A 16,961-nucleotide genomic window follows, 5' to 3' on the forward strand; every position below is an offset into this window, starting at 1 on the left:
CATTTTGTTTTCCTACTCAATTATATCTGCTGCTTTCTCTTTATGCAAGCCGTTTATTCCCCGAACACAGCCCGGTAATCTGCCTGGAATTTTTCGATTCCCTGGTCTGTCAGAGGATGGTGTATCATTTTTTCGATCACTGCATATGGCACTGTCGCAATATCAGCTCCTGCCAGCGCACAATCCGTAACATGGATTGGATTGCGGACACTCGCCGCGATAATCTCGGTGTCAATACCAGAAACGGCAAAGATCTCTGCCACTTCTGTGATCAGATCCACGCCTCGCACAGAGATATCGTCCAGTCTTCCGAGGAACGGAGATACATAAGCTGCACCGGCTCTCGCCGCCAGCAGCGCCTGATTCGCAGTGAAGATCAATGTGACATTGACTTTGATCCCTTCGGACGAAAGTACCTTACATGCCTTTAACCCTTCCGCCGTCATCGGAATCTTCACAACCATATTCGGATGGATCTTCGCAATCTTTCTGCCTTCCTCGATCATTCCTTCTGCATCTGTGGTCGTGGCCTTTACTTCCCCGCTGATCGGTCCGTCTACAATCGATGCAATCTCCGCGATCACATCTTCAAAAGCACGCCCTGCCTTTGCAATTAAAGATGGGTTTGTAGTTACTCCGCAGATGACACCCATGTCATTTGCTTTCTTGATTTCTTCCACTTTTGCTGTGTCAATAAAAAATTTCATACCCGTTTCCTCCTTGCATATTTGATTCTGTTTCCTCCTGCAGTATCTCATACAAATGCATCTTCACGTTTACAGCTGTGTTCTTCCTTCCAATGCACGCAGAAGTGTCACTTCATCGATGTACTCCAGATCTCCTCCTACCGGTACCCCACTTGCGATACGGCTGACTTTAATTCCGGTCGGCTTGATCAGTTTACTGAGGTACATCGCTGTTGTCTCTCCTTCCAAGCTGGAATTCGTGGCGATGATCACCTCATCGACATCCCCCTGAAGCCGTTCCATCAGTTCCTTTAATTTAATATCTCCCGGTCCGATCCCAAGCATCGGAGAAATCGCACCGTGAAGAACATGATAGACTCCGTTATATTTTCCTGTCTTCTCATAAGCCGCCAGATCTCTGGTCGTCTCCACGACCATGATTGTCCTCTGATCTCGCTTATTACTTCCGCAGATCGGGCAAAGTTCCTTGTCTGTCAATGTACAGCACTGCGCGCAGTACCTTACATTATTTCTCGCCTCCACCAACGTAGATGCCAGCCGCTCCACCTGATCCTTCGGCATATTAATAATATGAAAAGCCAGCCTCCCGGCTGACTTTGCACCAATTCCCGGAAGTCTTGACAGCTCTTCGATCAATTTACTGATCTGACTGCTGTAATAGTCCATATCCTCCGCTCCTTCTTACACTAAAATGGAAGTCCCGGCATTCCTCCGCCAAGACCGCCTGTCAATTTTGACATTGCTGATGCTGATTCTGCCTCCACTTTACGGAGCGCCTCATTTGTTGCAGCAACGATCAGATCCTCTAACATCTCGATATCATCAGGATCTACCACTTCTTCCTGTAATTTCACTTTCAGGACTTCTCTTGTACCGGAAACAGTCACTTCTACAGCGCCTCCTCCTGCTGTTGCTGTAAATTCTTTCGACTCCATTTCCTTTGCCTGTTCTTCCATCTGGCGCTGCATCTTCTGCGCCTGCTTCATTAAATTCGCCATGTTCCCCGGCATTCCTCCGCCCGGAAATCCTCCACGTTTTGCCATAATCATATCCTCCTTAATCTTCGACCGTAATTTCCATATGAATCACATCTTCTATATCCACAAAACTATCCTCGAACCTTCTTCCATCGTCTACCTGACGGACATCGAGCGTCACTGTCTTGCCGATTCTATTTTCAATCAGAGCTTCCAGCTCCTTCTTATGTTCTTCTGTCCCCACAACATTTGCAGAAATCTCATCCGGCAGTACAACTAACAGCCGGTCATCTCCTCCGAGACTTAACTTCGCATACTTCAGATAATTGCGCAGCATCGGCGATGCCTCATTGGCAATTCCCCGGAAGTTCTGCACCACTTCCCGCACGTCATCCGGAATCGCTTTCTCAAGCTTCGGGCGCTCAACAGGCCCCGCCTGCTTCTCCTCCTGCACGTAGACAACTCTCTGCTCTCCCTGCGTCGAAAAATCTGCTTTCTCCACCTTCTCTTCCACTGCACGGATCCGATCGAGCAGGCTATCCTGCGTCGTCTCCATTGCCGGTGTACAGAGCTTGATCAATGTCACCTCCAGAAGCACTCTCTTCTGTGTGGCGTATTTGATCTGATTAGACAAATCTGAGAAAATACGGATATACCGAAACAGCATATCACTTTCAATCATCTTTGCCTCTTCCTTCAACTGAATCAAATTCTCTGTGGAAACATCCAGAACATCTTCCATATTATCAGAACTTTTGACAAGAAGCAAGTTCCTTAAATACCATGTAAAATCTGCCACGAGCTGTGTCAGTTCTCTTCCCTGCATGACCAGTTCCTCCACCGTCTGAAGAACCCCTGCCACATCCCGCGCCATGACCTGTCTAAGCATCCTGCTGAAAATATCTGTGTCCACTGCGCCAAGTACTTCCAGCACATCATCATACTTCAATTTCTGTCCGAGATAGAATGCGATACACTGGTCGAGGAGACTTAGCGCATCACGCATAGAACCGTCCGCTGCCTTCGCAATATAGCGGATTGCTTTCTCTTCTACTTCCACATGCTCTGTCTCCATCAGCTGACTCATTCTCGCCGCGATCGTATCGATCGTGATCCGCTTAAAGTCATACCGTTGACATCTGGACAAAATCGTAATAGGTATCTTGTGTACTTCTGTTGTAGCCAAAATAAAGATTACATACTCCGGCGGCTCCTCCAGTGTCTTTAGCAGTGCATTGAACGCACCGATGGAAAGCATATGCACCTCATCGATGATATATACCTTATACTTTCCTTCCGTTGGACGATATGCGACTTCCTCACGAATCTCACGGATATTGTCGACACCATTGTTCGATGCCGCATCGATCTCGATCACATTCATCGATGTCCCTTCCGCAATCTTCTGACACATCGCGCATTGCCCGCACGGGCTTCCGTCTACTGGATGCTCACAGTTTACGGCCTTCGCAAAAATCTTCGCCACACTCGTCTTTCCGGTTCCTCTTGTCCCACAGAAAAGATAAGCATGTCCGATCCGCTCTGCCTTTATCTGATTCTTCAATGTCTGTACGATATGATCCTGCCCCTTTACATCCTCAAATCCACCCGGGCGAAACTTTCTGTACAATGCTGTATATGACATATTTTTCTCTCCTTATCTTCCTGCTGGTGTTTCATTCTTCTATATTCCGGAAAACAATCTACAGTTCCCTTTTGTATTTCCTGTAACCTCTGCTATTTATCACCAAAACTGATTCCTGTAATCTTCGCCTCCTGGACAATGCCGGAATCCGGCTGCACCGTCTTCAGCTTTCCTGCCACTTCCTTCAGCGGCACTTTTGTCGTCTCCCCGTTGCGGATTCCGACCATATAACCATACTGTTCTGTCATGATCAATTCCGCTGCCGCTGCTCCGAGTCTTGTCGCAAGCACTCTGTCATATGGGCAAGGAGAGCCTCCCCTCTGCGTATGTCCCGGCACTGTAATCCGGATTTCCTGACCCGTACGTTCTTTTAATTCCTCTGCCACCGCGTAAGCGATGGACGGATACTTACGATTTCTTAATTTCTCTTTGTATTCCTTCTTAGAAAGCTTTGCATCCTTTTTGGAGATGGCACCTTCTGCTACCGCAAGGATTGTAAAATGCTTTCCTGCCTCTGTCCTTCTCCGGATTGCTTCTGCCACAACCTCGATATCATATGGAATCTCCGGAATCAGGATAATATCCGCTCCTCCTGCAATTCCTGCATGAAGCGTCACCCAGCCAACTTTGTGACCCATCACCTCGACAATGAAGATTCTGCTGTGGGATGTAGCAGTTGTATGAATACAGTCAATGGTATTTGTCGCAATGTCTACCGCACTCTGGAATCCGAATGTCATATCCGTTCCCCACAGATCATTATCGATCGTCTTTGGAAGTGTAATGATATTCAGCCCTTCCTCCCTCAGAAGATTCGCCGTCTTATGCGTCCCGTTTCCTCCAAGGATCACAAGGCAATTTAAGTTCAGCTTATGGTAAGTGTGCTTCATCGCTTCCACTTTATCCAGTCCCTTCTCATCCGGAACCCGCATGAGTTTAAATGGCTGTCTCGATGTCCCAAGGATCGTTCCACCCATCGTGAGGATCCCCGAAAAATCTTTCGGAGTCAACATCTCAAAATTAGCATAGATCAATCCTTTATAGCCTTCTTTGAAGCCATAAATCTCCACGTCCTTGATCTTTGAACAAATACCCTTTACCACACCACGCATCGCCGCGTTCAGTGCCTGGCAATCGCCACCGCTTGTCAACATTCCTATTCTTAACATACAAGCCCTTCCTTTCTATGGAAATATTTCCCATCCCTTCCGATTCACAGTCACTATTTCTCAACAAATATAGTATATCTTATTTTTCAGGTGCTAACAACAAAAAAATGCGGTATACTATATGAAGTACAAATCATCTGTTACTATTTTAAACCATTGCAAGGCAGAAAGGAAAAGACTGTATTTTTCCCTTTTTTCTTTGCCTGACAATGTACATTATTTTATAAAAAGGAGTCTTACATCATGGAAAGAAATGAATTATGCTGGTGCGGCAGTGGCAAAAAGTATAAACGCTGCCATATGGCGATGGAAGAAAAAATGGAGCAACTGAGGGAAGCAGGACACATTGTCCCGGGAAGAGAACTGTTAAAGACACCCGCTCAGATTGAAGCAATCAAAAAAAGTGCCGAATTAAACACCGCTGTGCTTGACCACGTTGCCAAACACATCCACGCAGGCATGAGCACAGAGGACATCGATGTACTCGTACACGATTTCACCGTTTCCCACGGTGGCATTCCGGCTCCGCTTGGCTATGAAGGATTCCCGAAAAGTGTATGCACTTCTCTGAACAATGAGATCTGTCACGGAATCCCGGATAAAAATATCATCCTTCAGGAAGGAGATATCATCAATGTCGATGTCTCTACAATCCTTGACGGTTACTTTTCAGACGCGTCCAGAATGTTTAAAATCGGAACCGTCAGCGAACGTGCCGAACGGATCGTACGCGTAACTGAAGAATGTGTAGAACTTGGCTTAAAAGCGGCAAAACCTTGGGGACACCTCGGAGATATTGCCGATGCAATCTACACGCACGCACAGGAAAACGGGTATTCTGTCGTAGAAGATATCGGCGGACATGGAATCGGACTGGAGTTCCACGAAGAACCCTTTGTTTCCTATGTAACCCCAAAGGGATCTGAGATGGTCCTTGTTCCGGGTATGATGTTTACAATCGAACCGATGCTCAATGAAGGAAGCCCTGATTTCTTCGTCGATGAGGATAATGACTGGACGGTCTATACGATTGACGATGGACTTTCCGCACAGATTGAATATATGGTGCTCGTCACAGAGACTGGAATCGAAGTGCTGACAAAATAACAAGCAGCTGTTTTACAAATTTTTAACACAATACATACGACAAACTTAACATACAATACTTACACTTTATCATTGTAATTTCAAAGGAGGAATTGCCATGCCTGCAGCTTATGCACACTACACATTTGGGAAAAAAGTCCTTGCAAATATAGAAAATCCGGATATTCGGCGTATCATCACAGAACACCGTGCACTTTTTGACATCGGACTCCACGGTCCTGACATTTTATTCTTTTACAGACCGCTAAAGAGCAATCCAGTCAGCAAAGCCGGGCACTTGATGCACGCAGAAATTGCTGCTCCTTTCTTCCGACAGGCAAGACGTGTCATCAACCGGAGTAATAACAGAGAAGCATCCATCGCTTATATTCTCGGATTTATCTGCCACTACTCTCTCGACAGCGAATGCCACGGATATATCGGAGAGATGACAGAAACTGGAATCTCTCATACGGAAATTGAGACTGAGTTTGACCGGAGTATTCTTCTCCACTGTCAGAAAGATCCCATCACAACAAAGACACTTTCTCACATCCAGGTAAGCAAAGAAATTTCTAACTGCATTGCACAGTTTTTCCCTGCAATTTCTGAGAAAGAAATGTTCGAAGCATTAAAATCATTCCGCTTTTATAACAACTTCCTGATCAGCCCTTGCAAAGTGCGCCGCGCAGTGATCAATGCTGCCTTTCGGCTCAGTGGAAGTTATGAGGAACTTCATGGTCTTGTGATGAACTTTCATCGCAATCCGGATTGCGCACCGATCTGCCGCAGACTCAGCCACCTGTATATCGAGGCAATTCCGGTAGGTGTCCGCCTGACCGAAAGCTTTTACAATGCACTTTCTACCGGAGAGCCGCTGGAAGAGCGGTTTGACAGAAACTTTGAATAACAATTTAACAAAGGAGAGTCCCCTATGGACAAGAATCAACTGACAAAACTGGAAAAATACTGGATCCTCTATGATATCGGAAATTCTGCATTTGTCCTTCTGGTATCAACGATCATCCCAATCTATTTCAAAAACATTGCATCTGCCAACGGAATTTCCCTTTCGGACTCCACCGCCTACTACGGATACGCTGTGTCTCTTTCTACACTGATCGTTGCAGTCATAGGTCCTGTACTCGGCACGATCGCAGATACAAAAGGCTACAAGAAACCACTTTTTACCTTCTCCATGATGGTCGGTGTCATTGGCTGTGCTGCTCTTGCTCTGCCGTCCTCCTGGATCTTCTTTCTGGCTGTTTTCGTAGTTGCCAAAGTTGGATTTGCTTCCAGTCTCATTTTTTACGATGCGATGTTATCAGATGTCACTACTGATGACCGGATGGATAACCTCTCCTCTCTCGGCTATGCATGGGGCTATCTCGGAAGCTGTGTTCCATTTATCGCAAGCCTTATCCTTGTGCTGTTCGCAGAGCCGATCGGACTGTCGACTGCTGCGGCAACTGCAATTGCATTCCTCTTAAATGCTGTATGGTGGCTGGTCGTGACGCTGCCGCTTTTAAAAAATTATAAACAGATCTACTATATTGAACCTGTACGCTCCCCGATCAAGAGTAGCTTTCAGCGCTTCGGAAATATCTTCAAAGAATTGCGCGAGAATAAAACCGTCTTTTATTTCCTTCTCGCCTTTTTCTTCTATATTGATGGAGTATATACGATCATTGAGATGGCAACCTCTTACGGAAAAGATGTAGGAATTGACGACAACAGCCTGCTTCTGGCTTTGCTCCTTACTCAGATTGTTGCCTTTCCATTTTCGATCCTGTTCGGAAAACTGACGAAAAAATATCGCACGACAGATCTGATCTCTATATCGATCGTAGGTTATATCGGAATCGCTGCCTTCGCCCTGCAGCTGGATAAAACATGGGAATTCTGGTTCCTTGCTGTACTCGTAGCAGTCTTCCAAGGGGCAATTCAGGCACTCTCCAGATCTCATTTTGCCCGGATCATTCCGAAGAACAAATCGAGTGAATACTTCGGAATCTATGATATTTTCGGTAAAGGTGCATCCTTCCTCGGCACAATGTTGATGGGAATCACAACCCAGCTTGCCGACAACTCCAAAGTCGGTGTCGCCGTAATTGGAGGAATGCTCGTACTCGGATTTATGATCTTCCACTTTAAGTGCAGGAACGTTGAGACAAAATACTCTTAAAGCGTCTCATGACCCAACAACAGAAAAAGCAAATATAAAAAGAAAAGGGATTGCCGATAAAAATTATCATTATTATCGAAAATCCCTTTTCCTTTTGCTAAGACAACATTTCCACTGACAAAGAAAAAAACATGTACCAACTGTACATGTTTCTCCAAAGCGGGTGATGGGAATCGAACCCACGTATCTAGCTTGGAAGGCTAGTGTTCTACCATTGAACTACACCCGCATCTGCTATAAAATTGTGATACTGCTTTGGTTTTCACCAAAGCGGGTGATGGGAATCGAACCCACGTATCCAGCTTGGAAGGCTGGTGTTCTACCATTGAACTACACCCGCACAGTGCCCAGAGCCGGAATCGAACCAGCGACACGAGGATTTTCAGTCCTCTGCTCTACCGACTGAGCTATCTGGGCAACTCAGTATTGCGCTAACAACAAAAATTATTCTATACTAAGTTTTCGGATTTGTCAATACATTTTTAAATTTTTCTTCACTTTTTTTACTTACACTTTCCATGCCTTTTCGTGTTCTTCATTTTCAAACGAAACAGAACTAAGGACATACTTCAAAAACACCGTTTGAAATATGTCCTCGGTATCTGCATAATTTTTTAAATGTATCATGCAAAGTCGCCGGATCATATCCGAATATTGCTCGACCACCCGATTTACATCTTGCTCACCTTTCATGAGTTTTTCACCTGCTACTTATTTCGCCCTGCCCGATATCCTTGTCTGTGTCTCATTCCCTTTCCGTTTGTCAGAACTTCCCCTTGGCCAGATTTACAATGATCATAAATTCCATTTTGATCCTCATCCACATAGGAACAGACCACTTTTGCATTGTCACAGATTCCATTGCCATCGACATCTGTAAAATTTCTTCCTTTTGCCTGTCCAGCAGCAAAGACACTTGCTGTCCCTGCGGAAACTACGATTATTGAAGTCAAAATACCAACTGTTGTTTTCTTCATACTCATAACGAAGTCCTCCCATACTATAAATGTAATAATTACGTTTCACTTATAATACGACTGTCAGGCAAAAATCCATTCAATATTTTTATTTTTTCTATTTTACGTACTTTTTAGTTCTTTCATCCCGGATGACCCCGCCAAAATTCATTCCATATCCAAAATCGTAAGTATGTCCTTCACTGTCTTCGTAGCATTCCATGTCAAATGCCACATCTTCTTTCTGTTGTTCAACCGTTTCCATATCCTTTGGAATCTGGATTGGCAGTAGTCCTTCGGGATCAAATGCTCCGGTAAGAACATCGAGCACAGCTGCCGGAGTCACCCCATATTCTACGAGAATTGCATCCGTATACGGTTCAAATTCTGCCATCACCATCGGATTTTTTAAGGTGACGATCGCAATGACTGGTTTTTCTCCCATCTCTTTTCTCATATTCAGAATCAGATCAAGATCTTCCTCATTTGCCGCCGTGTTCCACTTCCCTTTATACCCACGGTCCTTGGATGCTTCGAGCGGATCCCCTCCTGCAATACTTATCTCTCTTGCAGTTTTTGCCTCATATGGACGATATTGAAGTACCACCGGAACGTATCCGTTTCCACCATCTTCTCTGTCTTTCGGATCATATCCAACACTGATCGGGGATTCGATAAAACAGAGCGCGGCATCCGCTTCCCTCGGATCTTCTGTTATATGGAAATAAGATGCTGCCGCTTGTTTTGCCATCGGAGTCACTGTCTGATCCCCTGTCGGCATACTCATAAAGTTCAGATAAGAGCGTATATGTCTCTTTGGAATATAAACTTTGATTCCCTTTTTCAATGGAAGTACATGCTCCCTATTCTTTACCATCGTCACAGATCTCAGCTGTGACTCAAATCCCTTTTCTTTGAACGTTTCACATCCTACAATACTCAAAGAAGACTTCAAATTTAAATATGGATTTTCAAAAAGTCCTGTCCGGAAAATATTTAAAAGCAGGCGGTAGGCAGATCTCCGAAATCTTGCATCTGTAGCCTCTTTCCCATACTTTTCACATGCCATTCCGTAGGCTTCCATGACAGGCTTGACATCATTATTTCCACCAAACTGGTCGACACCGGCCTCCAATGCTTTTAAATGGCGTTCCGCCTCTGTCAAATGCTCCACACCCCAGCATTTTCCAGCAAACTCTTCTTCCGTCTTTCCGGTATCATGAGTGATTCCCCAATCGGTACATACCACTCCGTCATATCCCAGCTCTTCCCGCAGCAAATCCTGGATCAGATATTTGTTGAAAGAATTTCCTACATTCTCTCCGTATTTCTGATCTCTCTCATAAGAAATCGTGTAGTAAGGCATGACAGCGCTTGCTTTTTTTGTCTTTCCACCAAGCGAAAATGCTCCTTCTGTAAATGGCCGTAAATGCTCTGCAAAATTTTCTCCCGGATAGACTGCATATTTTCCATAGGCATAATGCGCATCTCTTCCTCCCTCGCAAGGACCTCCGCCTGGGAAGTGTTTTACCATTGTATTGACGCTGTCCTTTCCCCATCCGTCCGCAGTTCCTTCGGTTGTCTGAAACCCGTCACAGTATGCTTTTGTCATATCGATCGTCATCTGGGTGTGCTCCCCGAACGTATCTGCAAACCGCATCCATCTCGGCTCTGTCGCAAGATCAATCTGAGGTGAAAGTGCTGTCGTAATCCCAAGTGCCCGGTATTCTGCAGATCCAGCTTCCCCAAATGCCTTTACCAGCTCTGGGTCGAAGGATGCGGACAATCCAATGCCATTTGCCCACTTCGAGATCGGTTCTCCGGTCACTCCCATATATTCTGCCGTAGAACCCGCACTGTGTCTCGGATCTGAACTGTTATTGACTGGGATTCCGAAACCGGTATTTTCCGCCAATGCCTGAAGGTTATTGTTCCATCTGACCGCCACCTCTGTGCTCTCAAGCCCCATGATTAGAACATGGCGCACTTTATCTTTCTGCACAAACTCCTTCTGCTGGTCTGTCAATTCCCATGGCTTTGCACCACTTTCCTCATATCGTTTTCCTTCATAAGTTCCACCAAACGTCTCTGCTAGTTTTCCTTTTGCTGGAATCAGCTGATGTGCACTGTAAAGCATTAGCCCTGCAATATCTTCTATTTCCAAACGCTCTGCCAGATCCTTTGCACGCTTCTCATAAGATAAACGCCAATCTTCATACGGAAGCAACTCTCCGGCTCCTGCCAGATCTTTAAATGCATATCCATCTACGACCAAGATTTTGACTCTGCTTCCTTCACTGATTCCCAACTCTGGTCCGTTTTCATTTTGGAGCAGTCTATATCCGTCTTCCTTTTTCTCTGTCCATTTCTGTTCCATAAAATTCTGATTCCTTTTCTCTGAATTCATTTGCTTCCTATAATCTCCTTAACTTTTCAAGTAGTTTCTCCACCTCTGCAAATGTCAGTTTTCCACCGCCAAATGCGGTCAGTCCACGCAATGGCATATATCGCATCATGGCTTCCATCATATCTCCGGTTCCCTCTCCAAGAGAATCTCCTTGCATTCCATCAAAAACAGAAATTGCTCCCATTGCTTCTGCCATAACTTCCTTCGCACCCGGAATTGTCATGATATCACCAAACATGGTATCCATAGTCAGTTCTGGTCTTTTCTGTGTTGTAGAGTGAACTTGAACTTCCTGATTTGCCAGAATGTTTCTGGAAGACTGCCCCAACGCAATCCGATAGCTTCCACTCTCTACATTCCATGCATGCAGATCTGTGTCATAGTAAGCAAATGCACGTTTCCCTAATGTAAATGTAACGGTCTTTGTCTCTCCCGGATGTAATCCGATCTTCTCAAACCCTTTTAACTCCTTGACCGGACGGATCACATTTCCTTTCGGAGGCATCACATAGAGCTGTACCACTTCTTTTCCGAAACGATCTCCGGTATTGGTCACATCTACCTGCACAGTCAGTGTCTCTGTGTCGTTCATCTCCGTCTTATCTAACTTCATATTGCTGTAAGCAAATGTCGTATAACTCAGTCCGTGTCCAAATGGGAATAAAACATCCATCTCTTTTGTATCATAATAGCGATAACCGACGAACACACCTTCTCGATACTCTACTTTATTTCCTTCTCCTACGTAATATAAGTAAGATGGATTGTCCTGCAGTTTCAATGGAAATGTCTCTGCCAGATGTCCACTCGGGTTTACCTTGCCGTAAAGCACATTCACAGTCGCTCCGCCGACTGCCTGTCCGCCAAGATACACTTCCAAAATGCCTTTCACCTGATCTGCCCAAGGCATTTCCACCGGAGACCCATTGTGAAGGACTACCACTACATTTTCATTGACTTTGCAAATTTCCCGGATCAGATAGTTCTGACATTCCGGAAGGCGCATATGCTGTCTGTCATAGCCTTCGGACTCAAATGCATCCGGCAGTCCTGCAAAGATCACAGCGACTTCTGCTTCTTTTGCCACACGCACTGCCTCTGCCACGAGTTCTTCATCAACCTGATCTTCCTTCGTGTCATATCCTTTCGCATATACAACCGGATATCCTGCTGCCATCTCCAGCGCAGATTCTGTCTGAGAGGCATTGATATGTGAACTTCCGCCACCCTGGTAGCGAGGTTTCTCCGCAAATACTCCGATAAATGCCGCCTTTCTCTCTTCTGTGAGCGGAAGGATTCCGTCATTTTTCAGAAGTACCATACACTCAGAAGCTACTTTTCTCGCAAGGGCATGGTCTGCCTCACGGTCAAACACTGCTGTTGCATCCCGGTTCTCCTCAAAGCGATATACGATGTTCAGGATCCGTTCGACTGCCTGATCAAGCACATCCTCTGCTAGTGTTCCGGTTTTGACTGCTTCCACAATCTTTTTGTCATTTAATCCAAAGGAAGTCGGCATTTCAAGGTCAAGTCCTGCTTCCAGATCCGGCACTCTGTCATTGACTGCACCCCAGTCACTGACAACAAATCCGTCAAATCCCCATTCATTTCTAAGTACTTCTGTCAGATAGGTTTTGTTTTCTGCCGCATAAGTTCCATTGATCTTGTTATAAGAACACATGACTGTCCACGGTTTTGCCTGTGTCACTGCTCCCTCAAATGCACCAAGATAAATCTCTCTCAGCGTTCTCTCATCTATTTCCGAGCTCGAAGTCATTCTTCTGTGCTCCTGATTATTTGCAAGAAAATGCTTGATGCTCGTTCCGACATTTTTACTCTGTACCCCTTTGATCTGACTTGCCGCAATCTCTGACGCAAGATAAGGATCTTCTGAGAAATACTCAAAGTTCCTTCCACAGAGCGGAGAACGCTTAATATTGACCGCAGGTCCTAAAATAACCCCGACTCCCTCTGCCTGACATTCCTTTCCCAGTGTCTCTCCTACTTTGTAGAGAAGCTCTCTGTCAAAAGAGGCGGCGGTCGCACATCCTGCCGGAAAGCATACTGCTTTAATACTTTCATTGATTCCCAGATGATCTCCGCTCTCATCCTGTTTCCGGAGCCCATGAGGTCCGTCACTGACCATCATTGCCGGAATTTGCAGCCGTTCTACTGCTTTTGTATGCCAGAAATCCTGTCCGGAACAAAGTCTCGCTTTTTCTTCCAATGTCATTTTTGCAACTAATTCTTTTACGTCCATACGATTTCCTCCAATCTGATCGAATACACTCTGTTTTTTATTATACTACCGCATACACTTTTTTTGTAAGTCCTTATCCTTACTTTTATATAGGTCGATTTTATCTTTTGGGAATTGTTTTTCGATTGTTTCAGGCAATTTCCTGTGATATTATAGAGAATATGTGAAAAGAAATGAAAAATAAAAAAGCTGATCGTAAATACTCTTTCATTTTTTATAAAAAAGGAGGAACTTCCTATGTCAACAGAAATTTCCGCTGCACATGAGCACATTGAACTTTCCCACAATTTGGATATCCGCTTTGATCTTTTTCATGCATCAGATATCTACATTATGCCCCACTGGCACAATGCACTTGAGATTAATTTTGTTCTGGACAGCACTTTTGAGGTAACTGCCGATGGTCAGACTTTCCTTCTGCAGTCAGGCGACTGTATCATTATCAATTCCAAAGTAATACATGCCACCAGATACGTGAAAAATACCAAAAGTCTTCTTATACAAATTCCATATCCCCTTCTCAAAAAATACATTCCGGATATGCCAAAGATTTTTTTCGATGTACCTGTCTTTGCACAAGACCGCGAAACGAAGGCGAAACTAGATACACTCAAAACAATCCTGCAAAATATGATCTCAGCTACCGACAAAGCATCCTTATCTTCTGCCAATACACTCCGTTTTCAAAGCCTTCTGTTTGATTTTCTCTATCATCTTTACAGAGATTTTCGCCGGGAGCTGCCGCTTCGCTTTACCGACCGTCGTTTTAAAAGTCTCTCTCTTCTAGAGCCGGTGATTGAATACACTAAGCAGAATTACCATTTGCAGATCTCTATTCCGGAGATTTCAAATATTGCCTCTCTGCAACCCGAATATTTCTGCCGCTTTTTCAAAAAGCATATGGGCTGCACTTATTTGGAATATATTAACGAAATTCGCCTTTCCCATATTTACCAGGATCTCACCTCCACAGATTACCCTCTCTATCAGCTGTTGGAAATCCATGGGTTTAAAAATTACAGAGTATTTCGCCGTATGTTTCACGAACATTTTCACACCACTCCCGGCGCACTTCGAAAAGAACTAAAAGGTCAAAACCAGTAAAAAAAGATTCTGATGATTTTTCCACAAAAAAAACAGCAGAACACTTGTTAAAGTTGTTCCTGCTGTCATTTATCTTTTTGTTTTTCCATTTGCTTATGCCCCATCCTATTTGTGATCTGGGACATAAGTTCTTCCGTCTAAAGTACAAGCATATGCTTCTAATGCATCTGCATTTTCCATAATAAATGCTCCGATTTTTGCCCATACAGACATTTTCTTTTCTACCTTTTTCTCAGCTTTATTGTTTACATATACGTTCTGATTGTTTAATGCGATTGTTGACATAATAATCTCTCCTTTATTTTAACTTTTATAATTAACTTTTCCTTGCTACGTGTATTATGTTATCATACTACTATATTGTTTTTTAGATATAAAATTGACTACTTTTAGGTCAAAATTGACATAAGGAGATATTATCACATGATTGCATTTAAATATAAACAATTATATAACGTGGACGATACTGGAATTGCTATCAAGTATTATACAGAGAGAGGTTACTATACACCGCCTCACTGGCATTCTCCACTGGAACTGATCTTCGTATTAAACGGTTCTGCCGAGATGAGCATCAATGGACACAGACATCTCGTTGTTCCGGGAGATTTTGTCTTAATTGACTCCAATCAGATCCACGAATCGAAATGTGCCACAATGACGATGGGGCTCTGCATCCACTATTCCCGTCAGCATTTACAAAAATATATCCCTGATCTTGACCACCTGAACCTACAGTTCAGCCGGGATATCCTCGTCAAAGAGAAGCTCGATATCTATCTCCAGATCTGCGAATTGTTGAAAAAGCTTCCACCACTCCATGTCCAGCAGCCTCTTGGCTACCGCCTCGAATGTGAGTCCATCGCAATGGAAGTTCTCTATTTGATCCTGACACATTTTGCCCGCCCTGCCGAAGAATCACTGATTCCTGAAAATATCGGGAGCCTTGACCGATTGAGTGCGATCACTTCTTATGTAGATGATCATTACAGTAAACCAATCTCCCTTGAGGAAGCTGCACAGAAACTGGGACTAAGCCGGGAATATTTCTGCCGCTTCTTTAAACAGAGCCTCGGTGTGACGTTCACGCGGTACGTCAACCAGATCCGCCTGATTCATATTTACCATGATATCTGCAACACAGAGGACGGTATCATGGAAATCGTCGAACGACACGGTTTTACGAACTACAAACTGTTCAACAAGATGTTCAAAGAAATCTACGGATGTACACCGCGGGAGATCCGGCATAAACTTTCGATAGAAAAGTAACCTCCTATTACCTATTACAAAGAAATGCCGTAAATGCCGTCTGGCATTTATAATTGAAAAGTATTCAAAGGTGCTCAAAATAAATGAGAAATAAATGAGATTAAAAAAAGAAGGAAGAAACGCGATAAAATCAACGTTTCTCCCTTCCTTTCAATAATGCCGCAGACCGGAATCGAACCGGTACGGGAGTATAAGTCCCGCAGGATTTTAAGTCCTGTGCGTCTGCCTGTTCCGCCACTGCGGCATACAAAGTATTTTAAATGGATGGAGAAGGATTCGAACCTTCGAAGGCGTTGCCAACAGATTTACAGTCTGCCCCCTTTGGCCACTCGGGAATCCATCCATTTTCTTGAAGCAAATTACCTCAACTAGTATATATTTATATCATATCTGTTCTGAAAATGCAAGCAATTTTTTATCATTTTTACATCCTTCTGTTTGTATGCTATACTTAGCTTATCTTAGCAAAATCATTTTCCAATTTTGTAAAATATCATTTTTTATAGGCACGGAAATCCGCGACTCCTTCCTCCGTGCCTGTTATCGCGGATGATCTGGAGGAATGGCAAATGTCCAATATTACGAAATACGCGCTGGAAGCATCATTAAAAAAACTCTTATTAAAAAAACCCCTAGACAAGATCACGATCAATGATCTCACATCAGACTGCGGAATCAGCCGCATGGCATTCTACTATCATTTTAAGGATATTTATGATCTTGTAGAATGGTCATGCCTGGAAGATGCAACGAAAGCACTTCAGGGAAAGAAAACTTATGACACCTGGCAGGAAGGACTTCTTCAGATTTTTGAAGTCGTTTTTGAAAATAAACCTTTCATCCTAAATGCTTACCGCTGCCTCAGCCGGGAACAGATTGAAAACTATCTCTTTCACCTTACTTACGAGCTGATCGCCGGTGTCGTCGAAGAACAGGCTGCCCAGACACCAATCTCCGAACATGCAAAGAAATTTATTGCAGAATTTTACAAATACAGCTTTGTCGGTCTTATGCTCGACTGGATCAAACAAGGCATGAAAGAAAATTATGAAGAAATCGTACATAATATCTGCGTGACCATGCACGGAACAATTGCAAATTCCATTCATAATTTTACAAAACAAGGGGAATGATAAAAAAATAATCATCTCCCTCTCTTTGTAAATTGCCACAAAAGAAAAGAACGTCTATGC

Annotated in this window: 16 protein-coding genes and 5 tRNA genes; 6 read left to right on the plus strand and 15 right to left on the minus strand. The window is 44.0% G+C overall.

The features are described from left to right. Positions 1-53 precede the first annotated feature (53 nt). The 5 genes from fsa to ACESPO_RS11510 form a co-directional block, all read right to left on the minus strand. Complete coding sequence (gene fsa / locus ACESPO_RS11490) at positions 54-707, minus strand: fructose-6-phosphate aldolase (protein WP_008977553.1); 654 nt, start codon at positions 705-707, stop codon at positions 54-56. Between the two features lie 69 nt (positions 708-776). After that, positions 777-1,373 (minus strand): recombination mediator RecR, encoded by a 597-nt coding sequence (recR, locus tag ACESPO_RS11495; protein ID WP_008977554.1) that lies wholly within the window; start codon positions 1,371-1,373, stop codon positions 777-779. A 20-nt stretch (positions 1,374-1,393) separates the two neighbouring features. Continuing rightward, positions 1,394-1,750, minus strand: coding sequence for a YbaB/EbfC family nucleoid-associated protein (locus ACESPO_RS11500; protein WP_009263727.1), 357 nt, complete (start codon positions 1,748-1,750; stop codon positions 1,394-1,396). A gap of 13 nt (positions 1,751-1,763) precedes the next feature. Beyond that, positions 1,764-3,329, minus strand: coding sequence for a DNA polymerase III subunit gamma/tau (gene dnaX / locus ACESPO_RS11505; protein ID WP_009263728.1), 1,566 nt, complete (start codon positions 3,327-3,329; stop codon positions 1,764-1,766). A gap of 92 nt (positions 3,330-3,421) precedes the next feature. Continuing rightward, positions 3,422-4,498: a 6-phosphofructokinase gene (locus ACESPO_RS11510; protein WP_120092373.1), complete on the minus strand. Its 1,077-nt coding sequence runs from the start codon at positions 4,496-4,498 to the stop codon at positions 3,422-3,424. Positions 4,499-4,741: 243 nt separating this feature from the next. Here ACESPO_RS11510 and ACESPO_RS11515 point away from each other — a divergent pair, with 243 nt between their 5' ends. The 3 genes from ACESPO_RS11515 (at position 4,742) to ACESPO_RS11525 (ending at position 7,769) form a co-directional block, all read left to right on the plus strand. Further along, positions 4,742-5,605 carry a methionyl aminopeptidase gene (locus tag ACESPO_RS11515; protein WP_499788869.1) on the plus strand — a complete coding sequence of 288 codons (864 nt, stop codon included), beginning with the start codon at positions 4,742-4,744 and terminating at the stop codon, positions 5,603-5,605. A gap of 97 nt (positions 5,606-5,702) precedes the next feature. Further along, a complete protein-coding gene (locus ACESPO_RS11520) occupies positions 5,703-6,494 on the plus strand; it encodes a zinc dependent phospholipase C family protein (protein ID WP_009263731.1) in 792 nt (263 codons plus the stop codon). A 24-nt stretch (positions 6,495-6,518) separates the two neighbouring features. After that, positions 6,519-7,769 (plus strand): MFS transporter, encoded by a 1,251-nt coding sequence (locus ACESPO_RS11525; protein ID WP_120105699.1) that lies wholly within the window; start codon positions 6,519-6,521, stop codon positions 7,767-7,769. 158 nt (positions 7,770-7,927) lie between these two features. On the opposite strand, the gene ACESPO_RS11530 is transcribed toward ACESPO_RS11525, so the two are convergent. The 7 genes from ACESPO_RS11530 to ACESPO_RS11560 form a co-directional block, all read right to left on the minus strand. Continuing rightward, a tRNA-Gly gene (locus ACESPO_RS11530) sits at positions 7,928-7,998 on the minus strand. A 40-nt stretch (positions 7,999-8,038) separates the two neighbouring features. After that, a tRNA-Gly gene (locus tag ACESPO_RS11535) sits at positions 8,039-8,109 on the minus strand. Between the two features lie 4 nt (positions 8,110-8,113). After that, positions 8,114-8,186, minus strand: a tRNA-Phe gene (locus ACESPO_RS11540). A gap of 90 nt (positions 8,187-8,276) precedes the next feature. Continuing rightward, entirely contained in the window at positions 8,277-8,462 is a 186-nt protein-coding gene (locus ACESPO_RS11545) for an RNA polymerase sigma factor (protein ID WP_120105700.1), read from the minus strand. 14 nt (positions 8,463-8,476) lie between these two features. Beyond that, positions 8,477-8,752, minus strand: a complete 276-nt coding sequence (locus ACESPO_RS11550; protein ID WP_117577775.1) for a hypothetical protein — start codon at positions 8,750-8,752, stop codon at positions 8,477-8,479. 91 nt (positions 8,753-8,843) lie between these two features. Next, positions 8,844-11,102 (minus strand): glycoside hydrolase family 3 protein, encoded by a 2,259-nt coding sequence (locus ACESPO_RS11555; protein ID WP_270602835.1) that lies wholly within the window; start codon positions 11,100-11,102, stop codon positions 8,844-8,846. Positions 11,103-11,139: 37 nt separating this feature from the next. Next, positions 11,140-13,392: a glycoside hydrolase family 3 C-terminal domain-containing protein gene (locus ACESPO_RS11560; protein WP_499788871.1), complete on the minus strand. Its 2,253-nt coding sequence runs from the start codon at positions 13,390-13,392 to the stop codon at positions 11,140-11,142. A gap of 237 nt (positions 13,393-13,629) precedes the next feature. Between ACESPO_RS11560 and ACESPO_RS11565 the strand changes: the two genes are divergently transcribed. After that, on the plus strand, positions 13,630-14,496 hold the full coding sequence (locus ACESPO_RS11565) for an AraC family transcriptional regulator (protein WP_270602833.1): 867 nt from the start codon (positions 13,630-13,632) through the stop codon (positions 14,494-14,496). Positions 14,497-14,601: 105 nt separating this feature from the next. Here ACESPO_RS11565 and ACESPO_RS11570 read toward each other — a convergent pair whose 3' ends face one another. Continuing rightward, a complete protein-coding gene (locus ACESPO_RS11570; protein ID WP_008977566.1) occupies positions 14,602-14,781 on the minus strand; it encodes a hypothetical protein in 180 nt (59 codons plus the stop codon). Positions 14,782-14,919: 138 nt separating this feature from the next. Between ACESPO_RS11570 and ACESPO_RS11575 the strand changes: the two genes are divergently transcribed. Next, on the plus strand, positions 14,920-15,768 hold the full coding sequence (locus ACESPO_RS11575; RefSeq protein ID WP_499788872.1) for a helix-turn-helix transcriptional regulator: 849 nt from the start codon (positions 14,920-14,922) through the stop codon (positions 15,766-15,768). Positions 15,769-15,925: 157 nt separating this feature from the next. On the opposite strand, the gene ACESPO_RS11580 is transcribed toward ACESPO_RS11575, so the two are convergent. Together ACESPO_RS11580 and ACESPO_RS11585 are read right to left on the minus strand one after the other, a co-directional pair. Next, positions 15,926-16,012, minus strand: a tRNA-Leu gene (locus ACESPO_RS11580). 17 nt (positions 16,013-16,029) lie between these two features. Beyond that, positions 16,030-16,111: transfer RNA gene (locus tag ACESPO_RS11585), tRNA-Tyr, on the minus strand. A 226-nt stretch (positions 16,112-16,337) separates the two neighbouring features. Here ACESPO_RS11585 and ACESPO_RS11590 point away from each other — a divergent pair. Then, complete coding sequence (locus tag ACESPO_RS11590; RefSeq protein ID WP_116440914.1) at positions 16,338-16,901, plus strand: TetR/AcrR family transcriptional regulator; 564 nt, start codon at positions 16,338-16,340, stop codon at positions 16,899-16,901. Positions 16,902-16,961 lie beyond the last annotated feature (60 nt).

The organism is Coprococcus sp. HPP0074, assembly GCF_964238105.1.
GTDB lineage: Bacteria > Bacillota > Clostridia > Lachnospirales > Lachnospiraceae > Faecalimonas > Faecalimonas umbilicata.

Coding starts and splice junctions, on each gene's coding strand:
- dnaX (WP_009263728.1), bottom strand. CDS start 3,329: ATGTCATATACAGCATTGTACAGAAAGTTTCGCCCGGGTGGATTTGAG.
- ACESPO_RS11550 (WP_117577775.1), bottom strand. CDS start 8,752: ATGAGTATGAAGAAAACAACAGTTGGTATTTTGACTTCAATAATCGTA.
- ACESPO_RS11555 (WP_270602835.1), bottom strand. CDS start 11,102: ATGGAACAGAAATGGACAGAGAAAAAGGAAGACGGATATAGACTGCTC.
- ACESPO_RS11525 (WP_120105699.1), top strand. CDS start 6,519: ATGGACAAGAATCAACTGACAAAACTGGAAAAATACTGGATCCTCTAT.
- ACESPO_RS11500 (WP_009263727.1), bottom strand. CDS start 1,750: ATGGCAAAACGTGGAGGATTTCCGGGCGGAGGAATGCCGGGGAACATG.
- ACESPO_RS11560 (WP_499788871.1), bottom strand. CDS start 13,392: ATGGACGTAAAAGAATTAGTTGCAAAAATGACATTGGAAGAAAAAGCG.
- recR (WP_008977554.1), bottom strand. CDS start 1,373: ATGGACTATTACAGCAGTCAGATCAGTAAATTGATCGAAGAGCTGTCA.
- ACESPO_RS11565 (WP_270602833.1), top strand. CDS start 13,630: ATGTCAACAGAAATTTCCGCTGCACATGAGCACATTGAACTTTCCCAC.
- ACESPO_RS11590 (WP_116440914.1), top strand. CDS start 16,338: ATGTCCAATATTACGAAATACGCGCTGGAAGCATCATTAAAAAAACTC.
- fsa (WP_008977553.1), bottom strand. CDS start 707: ATGAAATTTTTTATTGACACAGCAAAAGTGGAAGAAATCAAGAAAGCA.
- ACESPO_RS11575 (WP_499788872.1), top strand. CDS start 14,920: ATGATTGCATTTAAATATAAACAATTATATAACGTGGACGATACTGGA.
- ACESPO_RS11510 (WP_120092373.1), bottom strand. CDS start 4,498: ATGTTAAGAATAGGAATGTTGACAAGCGGTGGCGATTGCCAGGCACTG.
- ACESPO_RS11570 (WP_008977566.1), bottom strand. CDS start 14,781: ATGTCAACAATCGCATTAAACAATCAGAACGTATATGTAAACAATAAA.
- ACESPO_RS11515 (WP_499788869.1), top strand. CDS start 4,742: ATGGAAAGAAATGAATTATGCTGGTGCGGCAGTGGCAAAAAGTATAAA.
- ACESPO_RS11545 (WP_120105700.1), bottom strand. CDS start 8,462: ATGAAAGGTGAGCAAGATGTAAATCGGGTGGTCGAGCAATATTCGGAT.
- ACESPO_RS11520 (WP_009263731.1), top strand. CDS start 5,703: ATGCCTGCAGCTTATGCACACTACACATTTGGGAAAAAAGTCCTTGCA.